The organism is Novosphingobium sp. 550D (assembly GCF_057401885.1).
In genome coordinates this window covers 2,291,746-2,310,632 of record NZ_CM171613.1, presented here as the reverse complement: position 1 = coordinate 2,310,632, position 18,887 = coordinate 2,291,746, and the positions used below count along the sequence as shown (strand labels likewise).

The following is an 18,887-nucleotide window of genomic DNA, read 5'->3' as shown; positions in this document are numbered from 1 at the left end:
TAGCGAGATCCCATGATCCCGACACATTCCCATTGGACACCGCTTCTGGGCCGCCTTGGCCCGGACGCGATCCCTACCGAGCCGATCGTGCTCGCCACGTTTGCGGCCGTGTCTCTCGGCGGCATCGCGCTGGTGGGTGCGCTCACCTATTTCCGCCTGTGGTCCTATCTCTGGAAAGAGTGGTTCACGAGCGTTGACCACAAGAAGATCGGGATCATGTACATGATCCTGGGTCTGGTCATGTTCCTGCGCGGTTTTGCCGACGCGATCATGATCCGCAGCCAGCAGGCGCTGGGCTTTGGCGGTTCGGATGGTTATCTGAACAGCCACCACTTTGATCAGGTGTTCACCGCCCACGGCGTCATCATGATCTTCTTTGTGGCGATGCCTTTCGTCACGGGCCTGATGAACTATGTCGTGCCGCTTCAGATCGGCGCACGCGACGTGTCCTTCCCCTTCCTGAACAACTTCTCGTTCTGGATGACGGCGGGCGGCGCGGTGCTGGTCATGCTCTCGCTCTTTGTTGGCGAGTTTGCGCGTACCGGCTGGCTGGCCTATCCCCCGCTCTCGGGTCTGGCGTACAGCCCTGACGTGGGTGTCGATTACTACATCTGGTCGCTTCAGGTGGCCGGTGTCGGTACGACGCTTTCAGGTGTGAACCTGATCGCCACGATCATCAAGCTGCGCGCGCCCGGCATGACCATGATGAAGATGCCGGTGTTCACCTGGACCGCTCTGGTCACCAACATCCTGATCGTTGCCGTGTTCCCCGTGCTGACCGTTGTTCTGGCCCTGCTGGGTCTGGACCGCGTGTTCCACACCAACTTCTTCACCAATGACTTCGGCGGTTCGCCGATGCTCTATGTCAACCTGATCTGGATCTGGGGCCACCCGGAAGTTTACATTCTGGTCTTGCCGGTCTTCGGCGTGTTCTCGGAAATCGTCTCGACTTTCTGCTCTAAGCGCCTGTTTGGCTATACCTCGATGGTTTACGCCACCTGCGTTATCGGCATCCTGTCCTACTCGGTCTGGCTGCACCACTTCTTCACCATGGGTTCGGGCGCTTCGGTCAACTCGTTCTTCGGCATCACCACCATGGTGATCTCGATCCCCACCGGGGCCAAGCTGTTCAACTGGCTCTTCACCATGTTCCGTGGCCGCATCCGGTTTGAACTGCCCATGATGTGGACCGTGGCCTTCATGCTCACCTTCACCATCGGCGGTATGACCGGCGTGATGATGGCTGTGCCCGCCGCCGACTTTGTGCTGCACAACTCGGTGTTCCTGATCGCCCACTTCCATAACGTCATCATCGGCGGCGTGGTCTGGGGCGTGTTTGCCGCAATCAACTACTGGTGGCCCAAGGCTTTCGGCTTCAAGCTGAACCAGTTCTGGGGCAAGGTGTCGTTCTGGTGCTGGGTTCCGGGTTTCTGGATCGCCTTTACCCCGCTCTACATCCTGGGCTTCATGGGCGTGACGCGTCGCATGCGCGTGTTCGACGCCAGCTTTGACCCGATGCGCGTTTACTACTGGATCGCGCTGGCAGGTGCCTTGCTGATCGCGGCCGGTATCGGCGCGATGCTGATCCAGTTCGCCGTGTCGATCTGGAAGCGCGAGGAATACAAGGACGAAAGCGGCGACCCGTGGGGCGGCCGTACTCTGGAATGGGCAACCTCGTCGCCCCCGCCGGAATACAACTTTGCCTTCACGCCCAAGATCCATGACATTGACGCATGGGCCGACATGAAGGCCAAGGGCGTCACCCGTCCGGTCGAAGGTTTTCAGGACATCTATATGCCGCAGGGCACCTGGGCCGGTATCGTGCTGGCGGGTCTGTCCACGGTCTGCGGTTTCGCGCTGATCTGGCAGGTCTGGTGGCTGGCCATTGTGATGCTGGTGGGTGTTGTTGCAACCGCCATCTTCCACACCTTCAACTATAACCGCACCTTCTATATCAAGGCCGACCATGTCGCCGAGGTGGAAGCTGCGCGCACGGCCCAGTTGGCCGCGCTGGAAAAGGGAGCCGCGTAATGGCGAGCACCAACCTCACCGAGCAGTATTACGATCTGCACGAACACGCCCATCCGGACGGCTACAGCACCACGCTGGGCTTCTGGATCTACCTGATGAGCGACTGCCTCATCTTCGGCATGCTGTTTGCCACCTATGCGGTGCTGGGCGGCAATTATGCCGGGGGTCCGGCGCCCAAGGATCTCTTCGACCTGCCGCTGGTGGCGCTCAACACCTCGCTGCTGCTCTTCTCGTCGATCACCTATGGCTTTGCCATGATCGCGATGCAGAATGGCAGCAAGAAGGGCCTGATCGGCTGGCTGATCCTGACCCTGTGCTTTGGTCTGGGCTTCCTCTCGATCGAACTTTACGAGTTCCATCACCTGATCGAGGAAGGCGCAGGACCCCAGCGCAGTGCTTTCCTGTCGGCCTTCTTCACGCTGGTCGGCACCCACGGTCTTCACGTGACCTTCGGTTCGATCTGGCTGGTCACGCTGTTGTTCCAGGTGGGCAAGCATGGCCTGACCGAGGCCAACCAGCGCCGCCTGTCCTGCCTCTCGCTGTTCTGGCACTTCCTTGACGTGGTCTGGATCGGCGTGTTCACCTTTGTCTATCTGATGGGAGTGCTGCGCTAATGGCTGACCACGCACACGGGCATGGCCACGAGCCTGCGTTCCACGCCACCACCAAGGATTACGTGATCGGCTTCGTCCTTTCCGTCATCCTGACCGCCATCCCCTTCTGGCTGGTGATGACCGGCGCGGTTGCCGATAAATCGACCGCCGCCATCATCATCACGGCCTTTGCCGCGGTTCAGGTTGTGGTCCACATGGTCTACTTCCTGCACATGAACGGCAAGATCGAGGGCGGCTGGAACCTGATGGCCGCGCTCTTCACCATCCTTCTGGTGGCGATCATCCTGTCGGGCACGTTGTGGGTGATGTTCCACCTCAACACCAACATGATGCCGGTCAAGATGGACGGCATGGGCTGATGAAGTCCGGCCTTAATGGCCAGCAAAAGGGGCGGCGCCGGATTATTCCGGTGGCCGCCCTGCTGCTTTGTGCGGTGCTGTTTTCGGCATTGGGCGCATGGCAGGTGAACAGGCTGGCATGGAAACGCGCGTTGATCGCGCATGTCGATGAAGTGTCCACGGCCAATCCGGTCGAGGCGCGGATGTTACCCATGGTGCCCACAAAGGCGGAACTGGCGGATCTGGAATATCGCCGCGTCTGGGCCTTGGGGCGGTTTGAAACGCAGGCCACCACGCTGGTGTCGGCGCTGACCGAACGCGGCGCGGGCTATTGGGTGCTGACGCCGCTGCGCATGGGTGATGGGCGGGCGGTGTGGATCAACCGCGGTTATGTCCCGCTGGGCAGCACGGCCCAGTCCATCGCCGCGTCCACCCCGATGGGCGAAGTGGCCATCACCGGCCTGCTGCGCAAGACCGAACCGAAAGGCCGGTTCCTTCAGGCCAATGTCCCGGCGCAGGACCGTTGGTATTCGCGCGATGTCGCCGCCATGTCCGAGGCACGCGGCGTCGTGGGCAATGCCGCTTGGTTCATTGACGCACAGGGGCCTGAAATTGCCGGGCAACCGGTGCCGGAGCTGACCGTGGTGCAATTCCCGAACAACCATCTGCAATATGCGCTGACATGGTTCGCCATGGCGCTGGCCAGCCTGTTCGGCATCTGGCTGGTCTGTCGGCGCGGCGCCTGATAAAGCGCGGCCATGGCATCACAACCGACACACATGGCCGACTTTGACATTGCCCCGGCCTCCTATGGCAACATGGGCCTGCTGGTTCAGCTACGCTGGATCGCGGTGCTGGGGCAATTGGTCACGATCTGGGTGGCCTGGCGCGTTTTGGACGTCAGGCTACCCATGGCCGAACTGGTGGCGGTGCCAGCGCTTTTGGCGCTGATGAATGTCGGCACATGGGCCTATGGGCGGCAACGCGCGGGCTATTCCTATCTGGAACTGCTGGGCGCGCTGATGCTCGACGTCGAAGCGTTGAGCTGGCAGCTCTATTTCACCGGCGGCGCGACCAATCCTTTCATCTTCCTGTTTCTGGTCCAGATCATGCTGGGCGCGATTCTTTTGCCTGCACGGTGGAGCTGGATTGTCGCGCTGGTGGCCTGTTGCGATGTCGCGTTTCTGACCTTTGACTATAGGCCACTGGAATTGCCGCCCGCTTATGCTGGCGAACATTTCCGGCTCTATCTGCTGGGCAGTCTGGCCTGCTTTGTCCTGATCGCGGCCATTCTGGTCTATTTCGTGGTCCGTATGGATCGTAACCAACGAGCCAGCAGCGCAGCCCTTGCCGCCCTGCGCCAACAGGCGGCAGAGGAGAACCATATCGTGCGGCTGGGATTGCTGGCCAGCGGCGCGGCGCATGAATTGGGCACGCCCATGGCGTCCATGTCGGTGATCCTTGGTGATTGGGCGCGAGAAAAGACAATCGCGGGTGACCCTGACCTGTCGGCGGATGTGGCCGATATGCAGGCCGAACTCAAACGCTGCAAAGCCATCCTGTCGGGCATCCTGATGGCGGCGGGTGAAGTGCGCGGCGAAAACCCCTCCGTCACCACAGCGCGCGGGTTCCTGTGTGAAATCGTTGAAGACTGGCGCGCGCGCAGCCCCGTTCCCATCGAATTGGACGACCGGCTGGGCGAGGACGTCCCCATCATCGCCGACCCCGCGCTGCGTCAGGTTATCGGCAATGTAGTCGACAATGCGCTGGAAGTTTCGCCCGAAGGCATCACCATCGCCACCGCGCGCGACGGCGATATCTGGCAAATTGCCGTGCGCGATTTCGGCCCCGGTTTCGCGCCTGATATGATCGATCAGGTCGGGCGCCCCTATCGCTCGACCAAGGGGCGCGATGGCGGCGGGCTTGGCCTGTTCCTTGTGGTCAACGTCTTGCGTCAACTTGGCGGACGGATCGAGGTCAGCAATATTGATGATGAGGAAGGCGCCGAACAAGGCGGCGCGCTTGTCATCCTATCGATCCCATTGTCGGCGCTGGCTTTTACGGGCAAAGGAGCATCATGAACAACCCCCTGCCCCATCTGGTGATCGTCGAGGATGACCCCGCCTTTGGCCGCACGCTTCGCCGGTCGTTCGAACGCCGGGGTTACGAGGTGCTGCTGGCCACCAGCCCGGAAGAACTGGCGCTGCTGATGCAAAGCACGCGGTTCCATTATGCGGTGGTGGACCTGAAACTGGGTACGGCTTCGGGGCTGACCTGTGTGCAGATGCTGCATGAAAAAGACCCGGAAACCACCATCGTTGTGCTGACCGGATTTGCCAGCATCGCCACGGCGGTCGAGGCCATCAAGCTGGGCGCGGCGCATTATCTGGCCAAGCCCGCCAACACCGACGATATCGAAGAAGCCTTCTCAAAGCGCGAAGGCAATGCCGCCGTCCCCGTCGAAGGGCGCAAGACCAGCATCAAAACGGTGGAATGGGAATATATCCACACCACTCTGGCCGAATGCAATTTCAACATCTCCGAAGCCGCGCGCCGGTTGGGGATGCATCGACGGACTTTGGCCAGAAAGCTGGAAAAGCAGCAGGTTAAGTGATGGGGTTTGGGGCGTTTTGCCTCCGGCGGGCAAAGGGACTCGGTCCCTTTGCAATCCCGATACTGTCTATGTTGCGCGCTGAATCAAACACAGTGGATTGACGCAGCAATGAAATTATAAAGCCTGCGGCGCATCAGGCATGAGGTTGCCGCGCCGCAGGCTTTACAAAAATTGCCCGAAACGCTTCGCCGCCGTCTTCACACCACCCCATAACGGGATTGCAAAGGGCCCCCGCCCTTTGCCCGCCGGAGGCACAGTCTCTTACGCCAATTCCTCCAAAACCACCTTCAACGCCGCCGCATTGATGGCCGCCGCCTTTTCGGCATCATCGGCTTCGCTGTAACACCGCAGTTCAGGGGCATTGCCCGAACGGCGCAGGTGCAACACCGAACCATCCGCGCAAGACATGCGGATACCATCGGTCAGATCCACGCCGATGATCGCGCCCGCGATCCCGCCGAAATAGCCGCTCATCCGATCCAACTGCTCCTGCGCTCCACCTTCCAGCAAGGCGGCAAAGATCGCTTCGCTGCGCTCGGTGGCAAAGCTCTGAATGCGGTCGGAATAGGTCACGCGCGGCGGCAATTCGCTCAGCAGATCGGCAACGCGGCGCCCCCGCGCCGCGGCGATCACTGCCACCACCGGCAACACGGCATCACGCGTGGGCAGCGCCGAAATCTTGCGCCCGCCCAAATCAAAATCGCTGGCCAGCAAAAAGCCGCCATTCGCCTCATAGCCGCAAACATTGCCCTGCCCGGCGGCCAGCGCGGCATTCATGGCGTCGATTACAAAGGGCGAACCGATGCGCGTGCGCGCGCAATGGGCAAACGCGCCCGACAATTCCAGCACCGTGTTGCTCGAAACCGGCGTCACCACCGTGCCCGCACCCAATGCCCGCGCGCACAGGACGCCCAGAACGTCGCCGCGCATCCATTCGCCCGTATGGTCGGCCAGCAAGGGACGGTCGCTGTCGCCATCGGTCGAAATGATCGCATCGAACCCATATTCCGCCGCCCATTCACGGGCCAGAACAACGTCTTCGGGGCGGATGGCTTCGGTATCGACCGGGATGAATTTGGTCGCACGCCCAATCGGCACGCCCTTGGCGCCCAGCGCCTCGACAATGGACAGGACGACATCGCGCCCGACGGCCGAATGCTGATAAACGCCGATGGTGCGCCCGGCCAGGGCATCATCACCAAACGCCGCGACATAACGCGCGATATAGGCGGTTTCCGCGTCGGTCACTTTGGGCAACGGCGCGGGCGACACCAACATGCCCGCATCATCAAACGCGCCATCGGCCAATTTGACCACCTGACGCTTCATGCCCGCTTCGTCGGATTTCAGCACTTCGCCGGCGGGGCGATAGAATTTGATGCCATTGCGGTCATCGGGAATATGGCTGCCTGTTACCATCAGGCTGGGGATCGCCTGCCCAAAGGCATAGAGCGCGAGAGCGGGCGTCGGAACATAGCCGCAGAACACCGGCTCGCCCCCCAGATCGCGGATGGCTTGCGCACAGGCGGCCAGAATGCGCGGCGTGCTGGGGCGCAAATCCCCGGCCAGTGCCACACGACCGCCAGAATATTCGCCAATTTCACACAAATAAGAAAGAAAACCCTGTGTGTATCCGTAGCACACATGGTCCGTCATCGCGACGACCTCTCCGCGCGCGCCGCTGGTGCCAAATTGCACACCCGATTGTTGCATCAACAAATCAACGGTGAGCGGCGCAAGAGCGGCGGTGCTGGTCATTTGATCTTCCTTTGTACGGTCGCACTGTACAAGGCATGTCGATGCCTAGGTGAATTCCATTATACAATATCTTGCATCGCAACAAAGTGCCTAATCGGATCGTAGGAAACGAACCATCAGCATGCCCTGCGCTGTACCAGATACGACAATTCGACCGCCGTTACCGTCAATTGCCGCGCGCGGCAAACCCCAATGCCGGATCATCGGTAAAGAACCCGTCCAGCCCCAGCGCCAGATAACGGCGGATTTCGGCAATGCTGCCTTCGACATGGCGCGCGTTTTCACCTTCGCCGCTGCGGAAATCGGCGGCCATAAAGCGGTTTTCCGGGCGGAATGTCCATGTGCCCACCAATAATCCCGCACGATGTGCCGCCTCGACCAATCCGGTCGGTTTGCCCAGACGTCCATCGGCCTCCAACGGGATCAACATGCGCGTGGCGGGCGCCAGCCAGTCGGCATAGGTGGCAATTTCGCCCAACCCCTGCGGCGTCAACAGATCGGCCCACACCCTTTTGTCGCCAGCCGCCACGAAATCAGCAGGGCTTTGGCGCGGATCGCCCACCAATTGCATCAATTGAATATTACTCCGCCCCGCCAGCATCTTTTTCAACGCCTTGAGATTGGCAACCTCAAAGCTCTGAATCACGACAGGAGCCGTTTTCAAATAAGCACTGGCGTTCAACCGTTCGATCAGGCGGGGTTCGATGGGCAAACCAATCCCGGCGAAATAGGTCGAATGTTTGACCTCTGGAATAAGACCGATCACCCGCCCGCGCGCCGCCGCCTCGGCCGCGACGAAATCGGCGATTTCCTCCAGCGTCACAATCTGGAACTGGCCGTCATAGCTCTGGCTTTCGGGCCGCACTGCACCAAGCCGTTCCTTGGCCCGCAGCGTTTTCAATTCGGCCAGAGTGAAATCCTCGGTGAACCAGCCGACAAGCTTTTCACCATCGACCACCTTTTCCACCCGGCGATTGGCAAATTCAGGGTGCGCCGCAACATCGGTGGTTTCGGCAATGTTGTTTTCATGCCGCGCCACCAACACGCCATCCTTGGTACAGCACAGGTCCGGCTCAATGAAATCGGCCCCATCGGCAATCGCCTTGGCATAGGAAGCCAACGTATGTTCCGGGCGCAAAGCCGATGCCCCGCGATGGGCCAACAGCAAAGGCCGCGCCGGACGGACACGCGCCGAAACGCGCTCCCCCGCCGGCGCGGCAAAAGCCATGTTCCGCCCCCCCGTCACGGCGCCCGCCATCAGCAGACCTTGCGACAACACATTGCGACGAGAGAGCGGATTACGCATCGATCAAAGCCCCACGGCCAGGGTGATAAAGAACTGGCGCGGGGCAACCGGATAGGCCGCAAAGCTGCCAGCATTGTTGAAGCTCGACACCTGCAACCAGCCCTTCTTGTCGAACAGGTTGGTGATGTTCAGGCTCAGCTCGGCCTTCTTGGCATGCACCAGTTGCGCGGGCAACTGATAAGCCACGCGGGCCGAGGCCATAAACAGGCTGGGGATCGAGGCGTCATTGGTATAGGTCGCGTAGCGGCGGCCGATATAGTCGCCGATCAGTTGAACCTCGGCATCGCCATAATTCACCGTCAGCATAGTCTTGTTCATCCACTGGGGCGAGCCGGGAATCTGCTTGCCGCCGGTGGGAACCACGCCGCCAACGGTGGCATAGCCGCCGATCTGCGTGCCGGTGGCCGCGCCCGTCACGGTCGAATAGTCGCTGCCATAACGCGAGCTGTTATAGCTGAGCGCATTATAGAGCTTCACATGCTGACCAAAACCAAGGGTCACGGCCGCGTCGACACCGTCTGTGGTCACGCTGCCCACGTTGAACAGCGCCGTGGTCGAGGCATTGATCGAATTGATCGCACCCGATGTCGAGAGCGCCAGCAGGCGGTTGCTGAAATCGACGTGGTAATAGTTGATCTGCGCATCGATGCTGCTGAGCAGGCCGGAGAAGTTGCGGTGGCTGCGCAGACCCACTTCATAAACCCATGCCGTTTCGGGGCGGACATTGGCCTTGATGTAGTCAAACGCTGCCTGGCTGCCGGTGCTCCACGGGTCGGCCGAACCGCCCGCGCCATAGGCCTGGAATTGGCGCAGGTTCTTCTGGACGTTGAAATAGAGTTTTTCGGAACCGTTCAGATCATAATTGGCGCCAAACGAAGGCAGGAACCAATTGGTCGAATTGATCCGGCCACTGGGGCGCGGGTTGTTGATTTCCTGCACCGTGAATACGCCATTGGCGAATTGCGCGCTGGTCTTGATACCGCCTTCGACGTTCAGGCGGCTGTTGACGCGCCATGCGTCCTGAATGTGCAGTTGCAGGTTATCCGTGCGCATTTCGACCGCATATTGCGTGATCAGATAGCCGGTCGGGCGGATATAGGGGCTGTAGGCGTTGGGCGTGTTCACATTCATCGGATACCAACGGCGATAGGCCGAAGATTCATTGTGGTGGAACCAAACGCCCGCCTCGATCCGGTGATCGCCCGCGTCAATGTTCAGATTGCTGATGATGCCTTCGCGGTGGATCATATATTCGGTGGTACGGATGGCGTAACCCGATCCGCCGAACACGGTTTTCAGATCCTGACCGGGAAAGTATTTCGCAAAGAGCGAAGGCAGGCCCGCCACCGTGATCGGCCCGGCCACCACGCCCACGCCGTCATTGTGGTGGATATAGAACTGGTTCGACCACTTGACCGCCTTCGACAGATTCACATCATATTTGACATAACCCAGATAGTCGGTGCGCTGTGCATCGGAATAGAAATTGCGATAATTGTTGGCCGCCGCCGCCGGCACATTGCCGCTGGCATCCAGATAGTTCAGCGCCGCGCTGAAGCTGGGATAGGTGAAGGGGCGCGTATAGGGCTGATAGGCCTGCGCCGCAGTGGTGGGGTTGGTATAGATGGTGGTGGCGTCTTCGTTCGGCTCCACCTTGTCCGAATAGGCGAAATAGGCGGTCAGTTTGCCGTGGCTGTCTTCGTGGATGAATTTACCATTGGCCTGATAGCCACCCTGAACCCCGGCAAAGTCCCATGCGCGGGCGCGCTGGCGGCTGCCCGACAGGAAGAGTTTGTTGCCATTGCCGAATTCACCCGAATCCACGCGGACGAACGTGCGCGCCGTGCCATAGGAACCGCCGGTGTGGTTGATTTCCAGACCGCGCTCGTTCGACGGATCGCGGCTGGAGATTTCGACCGCACCGCCAAGGTTGCTGATCGAGGCCACGCCCAATTCACCGGCACCGGTGGCAACAACCGTGCGCCCGGTGTTTTCCGAAATCAGCGCGCGGCTGGGCGAAAGGCCGTTGTAATTGCCATAGTTCTGGTCGCCCAGCGGCACGCCATCCATCGTATAGCCCAATTGCTGTGCCGAGAAGCCGTGGACGAACATCTGGGCGTTCTGTTCATTGTTGCCCCACGGGTCGGCGGTCACATACAATACGCCGGGCAGGCTCTGGATCGCCTTGAGCGGCGAGATGCCGGGCAGGATTTTCTGCATTTCCGCCGCCGGAATGGCCGTGGCCGAACGCGTGGTCTTGGCGTTGACGACGATGGTTTCGCCCATATCCGCCGAGGCGTCGGCGGCATCGGCCGCAGGAACAGCGCCTTCGGCCGGTAGGTTGGCGGCAAAAGCGGGCGTGGTGGCCAGCGCAAGCGAAACGGCAACCAGCGAAAGGCTGGCGCGCAATGTGATTCGACCCATGACGTTCCTCATCTTTTGCAGCATGGCGCTGCAGTTGCGAAGGCCGCTAGGGGAAGCACGTGACCGCTGCGCGTCAGTTCAGAGACAAATCAATGAAATTGATGGCATTTTTGTGAAAATGCTGCATTCGGTAATCGCCGCCAAGGATTTATGCCTAAAGCTTGTGTCCAGTTGCCATTCACAGCATGTGGGCCTAGGCATTTCATCATGTGCAGCGCGACAAATCCCTCCGACAAGCCGGGCGCAGACATCTCCTCTGCCCCGCTGAATGCCGAGCGCATCGTGGATGAAGCCATCGCCTTGATGCAGGAACAAGGGCTCGACGCGGTCTCTTTGCGGCGCCTTGCCGGGCGGTTGGGCGTACAGGCCATGTCGATCTATTGGCACATCCCCAACAAGGAAGAATTGCTGCGCCGCATGAGCAAGCAACTCTATGCCGAGGCCACCAAGGATATGCCCGCCGCCCAAACATGGCAGGATTGGGCGTCCAATTACGCGCACGCGCTGTGGATCATGTATCACGGAGCCCGCGATGCGGCGCGCCTGACATTTTCGCTGGGTTATGGTGTCGAGGAAATCAGGGGCTTTCGGCAACATTTGGCCGAAATTCTGCAACCTCTGGGGCTTTCCGCGGCCGAGGCCATTCAACTCCATGCCTCCATTCACGCGATTGTGATTGGCTGGACCGGGTTCAACAAATTTTACGGCGAGGCACTGGAGCAACTCGATCCGATTGAACCGGCGATGACCGAAAGCGTGAATACGCTGATCGCTGGTTTTGAATGCCGGCGTCAAAAATAACAGCGCCTTAGCGCTATCCTGCGTAGCGCCCAGCCCCTGATCCGACAAATATGAGCGGAGGGAGGCCGAAACCCTTGGGCATCCCTCCGCCTGTCCATTCCTGCACTGACGCAGGCTTGTCGGTTAACCCTCAGTTTTGGCGAAAACCTTTGCCCCATTGGTCGCCCATTCCATCAAGGCCTGGGTGCGGGCCTTGGCGCCTTCGGGATCGGCCTCGATCGGCAGGACCGCATCGACGATACGGTCAAAATGGGCGCGGATCTGTTCCTTCGCTTCGGGATAGGGGATGATGTAGAGGTCGCCCTTCTCGATGCCCTTCTTGGTCCATTCGGCCAGTTCGACCGGCTCCATCCCATGGCGGTGGATCGAATGCAGCGACTGGATCGTCGCCTCATCCTCGCGATAGCCGGACGGGCCAAGGTCGGCGGGGCGCAGCTTGCTGGCCTCGGCAATGTTGCTCTTGATGTTGGCGGGGCAAATCACCGACACGCCGATGTTATACTTGGCCAACCCCTGCGCATAGCCTTCCATCAGATTGATCACCGCCGCCTTGGCCGCCGAATAGGGCGCGGCAAGAGCGCTGCCCGAAAGGCCGCCAAGCGAGGATGTGGTGACGATATGGCCGGGACGCCCGCTCTCGATCATGCGCGGGACAAAGGTCACCATGCCATTGATCACCCCGCCAAGGTTCACCCCGATCAGCCAGTCGAAATCGGCATAGGTGGTCTTTTCCACCGGGCCAAAGCTGTTCACGCCCGCCGTGTTGAACAGCATCGTCGGGGCGGCCCCAAAGACCTGCTCGACCTCGTCGGCGGCGCGGGCATAGGCGGCGCGGTCGGTGATATCCAGCACGATACCATGGGCGGTGATGCCTTCGGCCCGCAATTGCGTCAGGGCCGCCTCAATCGCATCGGCGCGCAGATCGGCGATCACGATCTTGGCCCCGGCGCGACCGAACACCAACGCCTGTCCAAGGCCAGCGCCCGAGGCGCCGCCGGTGATAAAGGCAACTTGCCCGTTGAAATCCTGCATAAATCGCATCCTCTCTTACCATACGGGCGATCTGAAACCTGAGTCGCCTTTGTATGTTATACTTACATTGTAAGGAGCAATGCGCAAGAGGATCAGAACGTCCCGCATTCCGAAAGTATCTGTCCGGTGGGCCTTCCCCGCGCCGCCATAATGCGGATGCGCGCCTCATTGGTCAGCACGTCCCAGGCGGCTTCCTCGACCTTGGGCCACAGCGCGTGGGGGATGACAACCACGCCGTTTTCGTCACCAAAAATCATGTCGTCATGTTCGATACGCACATCGCCGATCTTGACCGGCATGTTCATCGAACCCAGCGTGCCTTCATATTTGATATCGTCGCAATAGGACCGCCGTGCATAGACCGGCAGGCCCAGCAGCGACACATCACGGCTGTCACGCGTCACGCCGTCGATCACCGCCCCCACAGCCCCCGCGCGAATGGCCAGCGTCGCGTTCAGATCGCCGAAATAGGCAAAACCGGGCGCTTCATTGGCGACGGTGATGACGCAACCGGGACGCACGAAACGATAGGAATCCAGCGCATCATAAATGCCCTTCCACCGCCCGCTTTCACGCTCCTCCGCCGTGATGGCCACCAATTGTAACGTGCGCGCCCGGCCCAGCATTTTGCCCGGACTGGTCGCCGCGATATGGGCGGGCAGGACGGCGCGAAGCCCCATCTCCTTGGTGATATCGGCCAGAACAGGCGAGGACAGATATTGCGTCAGGGCGCGCAACCGCGTCACCTCCTGCGCCCGGTGCCCGGCGCACAGCGCCTCGGCCATGATCAGGTCGGCGGGATTGTTGATGTCCACCTGCTCGGTCGGGTCCAGTTCGAACAGGATGGGGTTGCGCCCGAAACGCTGGGTCGGCACCGGATCGCCGGGACGACGGCGCACGATGTAAAGGCTCATGGCCTCGATCACCGTGGGGGGCAATTCGACGCTGTTGGGGATGCGGCCACGGCCATACATCGGTTCACCCCCGTCCCAGCAATATTGCTTGGCACGGCTGACCGCGACCAGGCTGTCGGCTTCGGGATTGTCGATCATCGCCTGAATAGCCCGCGCCACGGTGTGTTCGGTGACAAATGGCGCGGTGCATAAGGCCTGAAGATAGAGGTCATAGGGACCATCGACCTGATCGGCCGCGGCGCATTCCCATGCGAACAATCCATGGCCGTCACAAGAATTGCTGGCCAATTCGACCGGCCGATACAGGCGGCGCACCGGCAGATCCCCCACCAGTCCGCCGATCACATCGCATTCCGTATCCAGATAAACCGCATCCACCGCCCCGCAGGCCAGCAATTGCCGCAATTTGCGCAGGAACAGGTGATCGCCATCCAGAACCTGCGTGTTCTTGGCCTCGATCCGCTCGCTATTGCCCTTGGCGGGCATCAGGGCGGCCACACGCGGGCGGGACGGGATGGACGAATGGGCGTTCATAGGCTCTGCACCAGATCGACGCTGTGCACCATGCCCAGCAGGCGACCGGCGTCATCGGTCACAGGCAAAACGGAAAACCCCGCCCCATGGTCGCGCATCAGATCCAGCGCATCCCCCATGGTGGCCGAGGGCGAAAGGACGGTGGGGTCGGCGCGCATCACGTCGGCGGCGCGTTCGGCATAGATGTCGCGGCGGGCGGCCACCGCGCGGCGGATGTCGCCATCGACGATCAATCCGGCCAGATAGCCCCCCTCCACCACACATGCCGCCCCCATCCGCCCCATGGAAATGGCCGCAATCACATCGGCCAGACTGGCCTCGGGCGCGACAAGGGGCAAGGAGGCCCCTTCACGCATCACGCTGCGGATCGATTGGGCGCGTTGGCCCAGCGCGCCGGCGGGGTGGCTGCGCAGGAAATCGGTGCGGGCGAAGCCGCGCAACTGGCTGGCCGCAACGGCCATCGCGTCCCCCATCGCCATTTGCAGCGTCGTGCTGGCCGTAGGGGCCATGCCCAGATGGTCGGCTTCACGCAGGATGGGCAGCAACACCAAAGTATCCACCGCGCGCGCCAGAGCCGTATCGGCGCGACCGACAAGGCCGATCAGGTGACACCGCCGATCACGCAGTCCGGGCAGAATACGCATCAATTCCACCGTAGTTCCGCTGTTCGAAAACAGGATCACCACGCTGCCCTGTGTGACGGCGCCAAGGTCGCCATGGCTGGCATCGCCCGCCGACAAACAGAACGAAGGCGTGCCGAGGCTGGACAAGGTTGCCGCGATCTTGGCCGCGACCAGCCCCGATTTGCCAACCCCGCAGCACAGAACCGGCAACCGCGTCGCCGCGACCGCATGGATCGCGGCCGACAATCCCTCCGGCGGTTGGGCCAAACAATCGGCCAGCGCCTGCATCTCGCCGCGCAGCACCTCCAACGCCCATTCCTCGACCGGCGTGGCAACCAGTTCGACCGCGCGCAGGGGCAAGACTGGTTGCATGATCATGGGACAATCACTTCCAACGCGTCCAGATTGGCATCCATGTCATCGAACGTCTGCTCCCCTCTGGCATGGCGCAGCAACAGGTTGAGTTCGACCGCTTCGGGCCGCAGCAAACGCGCCGCCAGATGCCATTCGAACCAACGCCGCGCCGCCGCCCGATCAGGGGGCGTCAATTCGCCAATATTGGCATGGGCGTTCAGCCACGGCGCCATCGGCTTTTGCCCCAGATGCAGCATCGGCTTTCCGGCAAAGGCGGCCAGCGTCCAGCTCTTGGACAGGTCGGTAAAGACCGCTGTCGCGCCCGCGATCATGGCATTGGTGTCATCGGGCGCGCCGCTCAACCGATCCGATGCGGTGGCAAGGAACACGTTCAGAGCGCCGCGATCGACATGCAGCGTGTTGAGCGGGTGGTCGCTGACCATAATCCGCCATTCATCGGGCAAGGTGTCGAGCAGATGCCGCAACAGAACCTCCCCCTCGCGATAGACGCTGTGTTGAAGGAACAGGTTTTCCTCATGCTCATAGGGCAGAGGGACGGCCAGCTGCGGGCGCGAGAGGGGAATGGAAATCGTGCCAAAGCGTTTGGCGGCCGCCTGCCACAAGGCGTCGACCCGTTCGCCCAGTTCCTCTGGGAGGCTCCAGTCGTCCGGCGTGAAGCCATAGGAAAAGGGCTCCTCCTCCAGCACGACCCAAGTCGGATCGGTGATGAAGGGGGCGGCGGCGGCCTCCATGATATAGCGGACAGTGCCGGGGAACATGGCAAGCGTTGCAAAATCGCTGCTCCGCGCCAAAGTCAGGTCAGGCTTTATCGACGCCACCGTCTCAATCAAACCCGGCACGGCCATGCCGCGCATCCGGAACCGGGACGGGTCGCCCTCGTCCATAATGTGCCAGCGCAGCTTATGCAGGTCCAGCAAGGGTTCGAGCTGTTGCCCCTCCACCCCGGTATTGCGCCAGAGCGGGGCCACCATCACGTGGATTTCATGCACCCATGCGTCGTCGTTCAGCCGCACCAGCATGGGCGAAATGATGGCCTCAAACCACCAAGGCGTGATCACCGGAAGATAGAAGAGAAGGCGCATCCTGTTCCCTGCAGCTTGGCAACAGGAATCGGATTTTTAATGTCCGCCCCTGTCGCCTCGCTTTATGAACAAGGATGCCTAAAGCATGGCTGTGCCTTGATTATGCAGGTTTACCTAATCGCCGCGTTCAAAACGTCAGGACGATGCGACCTTCGATCTTTCCGGCAATCATCCGGTCGAAAATGGCGTTAATATCTTCCATCGGCGCGGTCTGGATCGTGCTCTTGACCTTGCCCTCTGCGGCAAAGGCAATCGCTTCGGCCAGATCGCGGCGCGTGCCGACAATCGACCCGCGCACGGTGATGCGTTTCAGGACGACATCAAAGATCGGCGTCGGAAACGCCCCCGGCGGCAGGCCCACCAGCGCGACCGTCCCCCGCCGCCGAACCATGGCCAGCGCCTGTTCAAAGGCGGGCACCGATACCGCCGTCACCAATACGCCATGAACACCACCGCCCGTCGCCTCGACCACGCGCGCCGCCGCATCCGGGTCCAGCGCATTGACCGCCATATCCGCGCCCAGCGCCAGCGCAAGGTCCAGCTTGTCCTGACCCACATCGACGCCAACGACCTTCAGCCCCATCGCCTTGGCATATTGCACGGCGACATGGCCCAGTCCGCCCACACCCGAAATGGCCACCCATTCGCCGGGCCGGGCCTCGGTTTCCTTCAACCCCTTATAGGTCGTAACCCCGGCGCAAAGGATCGGGGCCAAAGGCACAAGGTCCGCCCCCTTTGGCAAACGCCCGACATAGGCCGCGGGCGCCGTGACATATTCGGCATAGGTGCCATTGACCGAATAGCCGGTATTATGCTGCTTTTCACAAAGCGTTTCCCAGCCCGTCTGGCAAAATTCGCATTGCCCGCAGGCATCATGCAGCCATGGCACGCCCACCGCGTCACCAATCGCCAGATCATCCACCCCTTCGCCCAGAGCGGCAACATAGCCCACGCCCTCGTGGCCCGGAATGAAAGGCAAGGTCGGCTGGACCGGCCAGTCGCCATGGGCGGCATGCAAATCGGTATGGCAAACGCCGGTCGCGACCAACCTGACCAGCACTTCACCCCGCGCGGGGGCGGGCACGGGCCATTGCTCAATGGTCAGGGGGGCACCAAATTCGCGCACGACCGCCGCGCGCATGGTGGGGGGGATCGAAGTCATCGGACATCTCCTTGAAAGGATGATGTTGCCCTAGACCCCGCGCCATGGCCCCGCCTTGATACCTGTCAAATAGCCCCGGCGATGGCGGTTCCGGCGGCATGGCCGCTGGCCCATGCCCATTGGAAATTATAGCCGCCCAGCCAGCCCGTGACATCCACCGCCTCGCCAATGGCGTAAAGACCGGGGACGGTGCTGGCCTCCATCGTCTTTTGCGAAAGGCCCGTGGTGGCGATGCCGCCTGCGGTGACTTCGGCCTTGGCATAGCCTTCGCTGCCATCGGGGTTGAAACGCCAGTCGGCCATTTGGGCCTCGGCGGCGCGCAGGGCCTTGTCCGATTGATTGCCCAGATCGCCCGGCAAATTCAGCCTTTCGGCCAGAGCCACCGCCAGACGATCGGGCAGATGGGCGCCCAACACCCGGCGCAAAGCAGCCTTGGGATTGGCCTTCTTGGCCTCCACCAACCACCCCTGCGTCAGATCGGGCAGGAAGTTGATGCCCAGCGGCACGCCGCGCTGCCAATAGGATGAGATTTGCAGGATCGCAGGCCCTGACAGGCCGCGATGGGTAAACAGCGCCGCCTCGCGAAACGCCGCCTTGCCCCATGGGCCATCCGCCACGCGGGTTTCGACCGGGGTGGCCACGCCCGACAATTCGCGAAACAGCGCCTCGTCCCCCGGCAGCGTCAAAGGCACCAGCGCGGGCCGCGGCTGGACCACTTTCAACCCAAATTGCCGCGCCAGATCATAGGCGATCCCGGTCGCCCCCATCTTGGGGATCGAAGGCCCGCCCGTCGCGATCACCAGATTGCGCGCGCAAAGCGTTTGATCCCCCGCCCGGACATGGAACAATCCATCGGCATGACTGACCTCGCCCAGTGCCATGCCGCAGGCGATTTCCACACCGCCCACCCGGCATTCCTCGACCAGCATGGCCAGAATTTCACGCGCCGAACCATCGCAGAACAATTGGCCCAACGTCTTTTCATGCCATGCGATGCCATAACGCTCGACCAGCGCCAGAAAATCCGCCGCCGTATAGCGCGACAAGGCCGAACGCGCGAAATGCTTGTTGGCCGACAGATAGCGTTCGTGGCTGGCGTGAATATTGGTGAAGTTACAGCGCCCGCCGCCCGAAATCAGGATCTTGCGCCCCGGTTCGGGGGCATGATCGAGCACGATCACCTTTGCGCCCCGTTGCCCCGCAACGCTTGCGCAAAACAGGCCCGCCGCGCCCGCGCCCAGCACGATCGCATCATGATTTTCAGGTGTCGCCGTCATGG

Annotated in this window: 16 protein-coding genes; 7 read left to right on the top strand and 9 right to left on the bottom strand. The window is 61.4% G+C overall.

Translation table 11 applies throughout. From position 1 onward, the window contains the following. The first annotated feature begins 12 nt into the window (after positions 1-12). Genes cyoB through AC2S2E_RS10815 form a run of 6 tightly spaced genes read left to right on the top strand, consistent with a single transcriptional unit; the run spans position 13 to position 5,597 of the window. The gene (gene cyoB, locus AC2S2E_RS10840) at positions 13-2,031 is read left to right on the top strand and encodes a cytochrome o ubiquinol oxidase subunit I (RefSeq protein ID WP_476104868.1); all 2,019 of its coding nucleotides are present in this window, start codon (positions 13-15) and stop codon (positions 2,029-2,031) included. After that, positions 2,031-2,645 (top strand): cytochrome o ubiquinol oxidase subunit III, encoded by a 615-nt coding sequence (gene cyoC / locus AC2S2E_RS10835; protein WP_476104869.1) that lies wholly within the window; start codon positions 2,031-2,033, stop codon positions 2,643-2,645. The genes cyoB and cyoC overlap by 1 nt, the downstream gene beginning before the upstream one ends. Next, on the top strand, positions 2,645-3,004 hold the full coding sequence (cyoD, locus tag AC2S2E_RS10830) for a cytochrome o ubiquinol oxidase subunit IV (protein WP_486522337.1): 360 nt from the start codon (positions 2,645-2,647) through the stop codon (positions 3,002-3,004). The genes cyoC and cyoD overlap by 1 nt, the downstream gene beginning before the upstream one ends. Then, a complete protein-coding gene (locus AC2S2E_RS10825) occupies positions 3,004-3,729 on the top strand; it encodes an SURF1 family protein (protein ID WP_486522336.1) in 726 nt (241 codons plus the stop codon). Before cyoD ends, AC2S2E_RS10825 begins: the two co-directional genes overlap by 1 nt. Before the next feature lie 33 nt (positions 3,730-3,762). After that, positions 3,763-5,064 (top strand): ATP-binding protein, encoded by a 1,302-nt coding sequence (locus tag AC2S2E_RS10820; RefSeq protein WP_476104875.1) that lies wholly within the window; start codon positions 3,763-3,765, stop codon positions 5,062-5,064. Next, positions 5,061-5,597, top strand: a complete 537-nt coding sequence (locus AC2S2E_RS10815) for a response regulator transcription factor (RefSeq protein WP_486522335.1) — start codon at positions 5,061-5,063, stop codon at positions 5,595-5,597. The genes AC2S2E_RS10820 and AC2S2E_RS10815 overlap by 4 nt, the downstream gene beginning before the upstream one ends. Before the next feature lie 261 nt (positions 5,598-5,858). Here AC2S2E_RS10815 and AC2S2E_RS10810 read toward each other — a convergent pair whose 3' ends face one another. The 3 genes from AC2S2E_RS10810 to AC2S2E_RS10800 all read right to left on the bottom strand — a co-directional run bounded on the left by AC2S2E_RS10810 (position 5,859) and on the right by AC2S2E_RS10800 (position 11,085). Beyond that, the gene (locus AC2S2E_RS10810) at positions 5,859-7,355 is read right to left on the bottom strand and encodes a phosphomannomutase (protein ID WP_486522334.1); all 1,497 of its coding nucleotides are present in this window, start codon (positions 7,353-7,355) and stop codon (positions 5,859-5,861) included. 166 nt (positions 7,356-7,521) lie between these two features. Then, the gene (locus AC2S2E_RS10805) at positions 7,522-8,661 is read right to left on the bottom strand and encodes a glycerophosphodiester phosphodiesterase (RefSeq protein WP_486522333.1); all 1,140 of its coding nucleotides are present in this window, start codon (positions 8,659-8,661) and stop codon (positions 7,522-7,524) included. A 3-nt stretch (positions 8,662-8,664) separates the two neighbouring features. Next, positions 8,665-11,085 carry a TonB-dependent receptor gene (locus AC2S2E_RS10800; protein WP_486522332.1) on the bottom strand — a complete coding sequence of 807 codons (2,421 nt, stop codon included), beginning with the start codon at positions 11,083-11,085 and terminating at the stop codon, positions 8,665-8,667. A 207-nt stretch (positions 11,086-11,292) separates the two neighbouring features. Here AC2S2E_RS10800 and AC2S2E_RS10795 point away from each other — a divergent pair, with 207 nt between their 5' ends. Continuing rightward, entirely contained in the window at positions 11,293-11,886 is a 594-nt protein-coding gene (locus AC2S2E_RS10795) for a TetR/AcrR family transcriptional regulator (RefSeq protein WP_476104882.1), read from the top strand. 123 nt (positions 11,887-12,009) lie between these two features. Here the strand turns inward: AC2S2E_RS10795 and AC2S2E_RS10790 are convergent, their stop codons facing one another. The 6 genes from AC2S2E_RS10790 to AC2S2E_RS10765 all read right to left on the bottom strand — a co-directional run bounded on the left by AC2S2E_RS10790 (position 12,010) and on the right by AC2S2E_RS10765 (position 18,885). Continuing rightward, positions 12,010-12,918: an SDR family NAD(P)-dependent oxidoreductase gene (locus AC2S2E_RS10790; protein WP_476104884.1), complete on the bottom strand. Its 909-nt coding sequence runs from the start codon at positions 12,916-12,918 to the stop codon at positions 12,010-12,012. A gap of 92 nt (positions 12,919-13,010) precedes the next feature. Next, the gene (locus tag AC2S2E_RS10785) at positions 13,011-14,366 is read right to left on the bottom strand and encodes an RraA family protein (RefSeq protein WP_486522331.1); all 1,356 of its coding nucleotides are present in this window, start codon (positions 14,364-14,366) and stop codon (positions 13,011-13,013) included. Then, complete coding sequence (locus tag AC2S2E_RS10780) at positions 14,363-15,367, bottom strand: KpsF/GutQ family sugar-phosphate isomerase (RefSeq protein ID WP_486522330.1); 1,005 nt, start codon at positions 15,365-15,367, stop codon at positions 14,363-14,365. The genes AC2S2E_RS10785 and AC2S2E_RS10780 overlap by 4 nt, the downstream gene beginning before the upstream one ends. Beyond that, positions 15,364-16,446 (bottom strand): hypothetical protein, encoded by a 1,083-nt coding sequence (locus tag AC2S2E_RS10775; protein WP_486522329.1) that lies wholly within the window; start codon positions 16,444-16,446, stop codon positions 15,364-15,366. Before AC2S2E_RS10775 ends, AC2S2E_RS10780 begins: the two co-directional genes overlap by 4 nt. 127 nt (positions 16,447-16,573) lie before the next feature. Then, positions 16,574-17,599: an alcohol dehydrogenase AdhP gene (gene adhP / locus AC2S2E_RS10770; protein WP_486524585.1), complete on the bottom strand. Its 1,026-nt coding sequence runs from the start codon at positions 17,597-17,599 to the stop codon at positions 16,574-16,576. A 74-nt stretch (positions 17,600-17,673) separates the two neighbouring features. After that, positions 17,674-18,885, bottom strand: coding sequence for a BaiN/RdsA family NAD(P)/FAD-dependent oxidoreductase (locus AC2S2E_RS10765; RefSeq protein WP_486522327.1), 1,212 nt, complete (start codon positions 18,883-18,885; stop codon positions 17,674-17,676). Positions 18,886-18,887 lie beyond the last annotated feature (2 nt).

Coding starts and splice junctions, on each gene's coding strand:
- cyoB (WP_476104868.1), top strand. CDS start 13: ATGATCCCGACACATTCCCATTGGACACCGCTTCTGGGCCGCCTTGGC.
- cyoC (WP_476104869.1), top strand. CDS start 2,031: ATGGCGAGCACCAACCTCACCGAGCAGTATTACGATCTGCACGAACAC.
- cyoD (WP_486522337.1), top strand. CDS start 2,645: ATGGCTGACCACGCACACGGGCATGGCCACGAGCCTGCGTTCCACGCC.
- AC2S2E_RS10825 (WP_486522336.1), top strand. CDS start 3,004: ATGAAGTCCGGCCTTAATGGCCAGCAAAAGGGGCGGCGCCGGATTATT.
- AC2S2E_RS10820 (WP_476104875.1), top strand. CDS start 3,763: ATGGCCGACTTTGACATTGCCCCGGCCTCCTATGGCAACATGGGCCTG.
- AC2S2E_RS10815 (WP_486522335.1), top strand. CDS start 5,061: ATGAACAACCCCCTGCCCCATCTGGTGATCGTCGAGGATGACCCCGCC.
- AC2S2E_RS10810 (WP_486522334.1), bottom strand. CDS start 7,355: ATGACCAGCACCGCCGCTCTTGCGCCGCTCACCGTTGATTTGTTGATG.
- AC2S2E_RS10805 (WP_486522333.1), bottom strand. CDS start 8,661: ATGCGTAATCCGCTCTCTCGTCGCAATGTGTTGTCGCAAGGTCTGCTG.
- AC2S2E_RS10800 (WP_486522332.1), bottom strand. CDS start 11,085: ATGGGTCGAATCACATTGCGCGCCAGCCTTTCGCTGGTTGCCGTTTCG.
- AC2S2E_RS10795 (WP_476104882.1), top strand. CDS start 11,293: ATGTGCAGCGCGACAAATCCCTCCGACAAGCCGGGCGCAGACATCTCC.
- AC2S2E_RS10790 (WP_476104884.1), bottom strand. CDS start 12,918: ATGCAGGATTTCAACGGGCAAGTTGCCTTTATCACCGGCGGCGCCTCG.
- AC2S2E_RS10785 (WP_486522331.1), bottom strand. CDS start 14,366: ATGAACGCCCATTCGTCCATCCCGTCCCGCCCGCGTGTGGCCGCCCTG.
- AC2S2E_RS10780 (WP_486522330.1), bottom strand. CDS start 15,367: ATGATCATGCAACCAGTCTTGCCCCTGCGCGCGGTCGAACTGGTTGCC.
- AC2S2E_RS10775 (WP_486522329.1), bottom strand. CDS start 16,446: ATGCGCCTTCTCTTCTATCTTCCGGTGATCACGCCTTGGTGGTTTGAG.
- AC2S2E_RS10765 (WP_486522327.1), bottom strand. CDS start 18,885: ATGACGGCGACACCTGAAAATCATGATGCGATCGTGCTGGGCGCGGGC.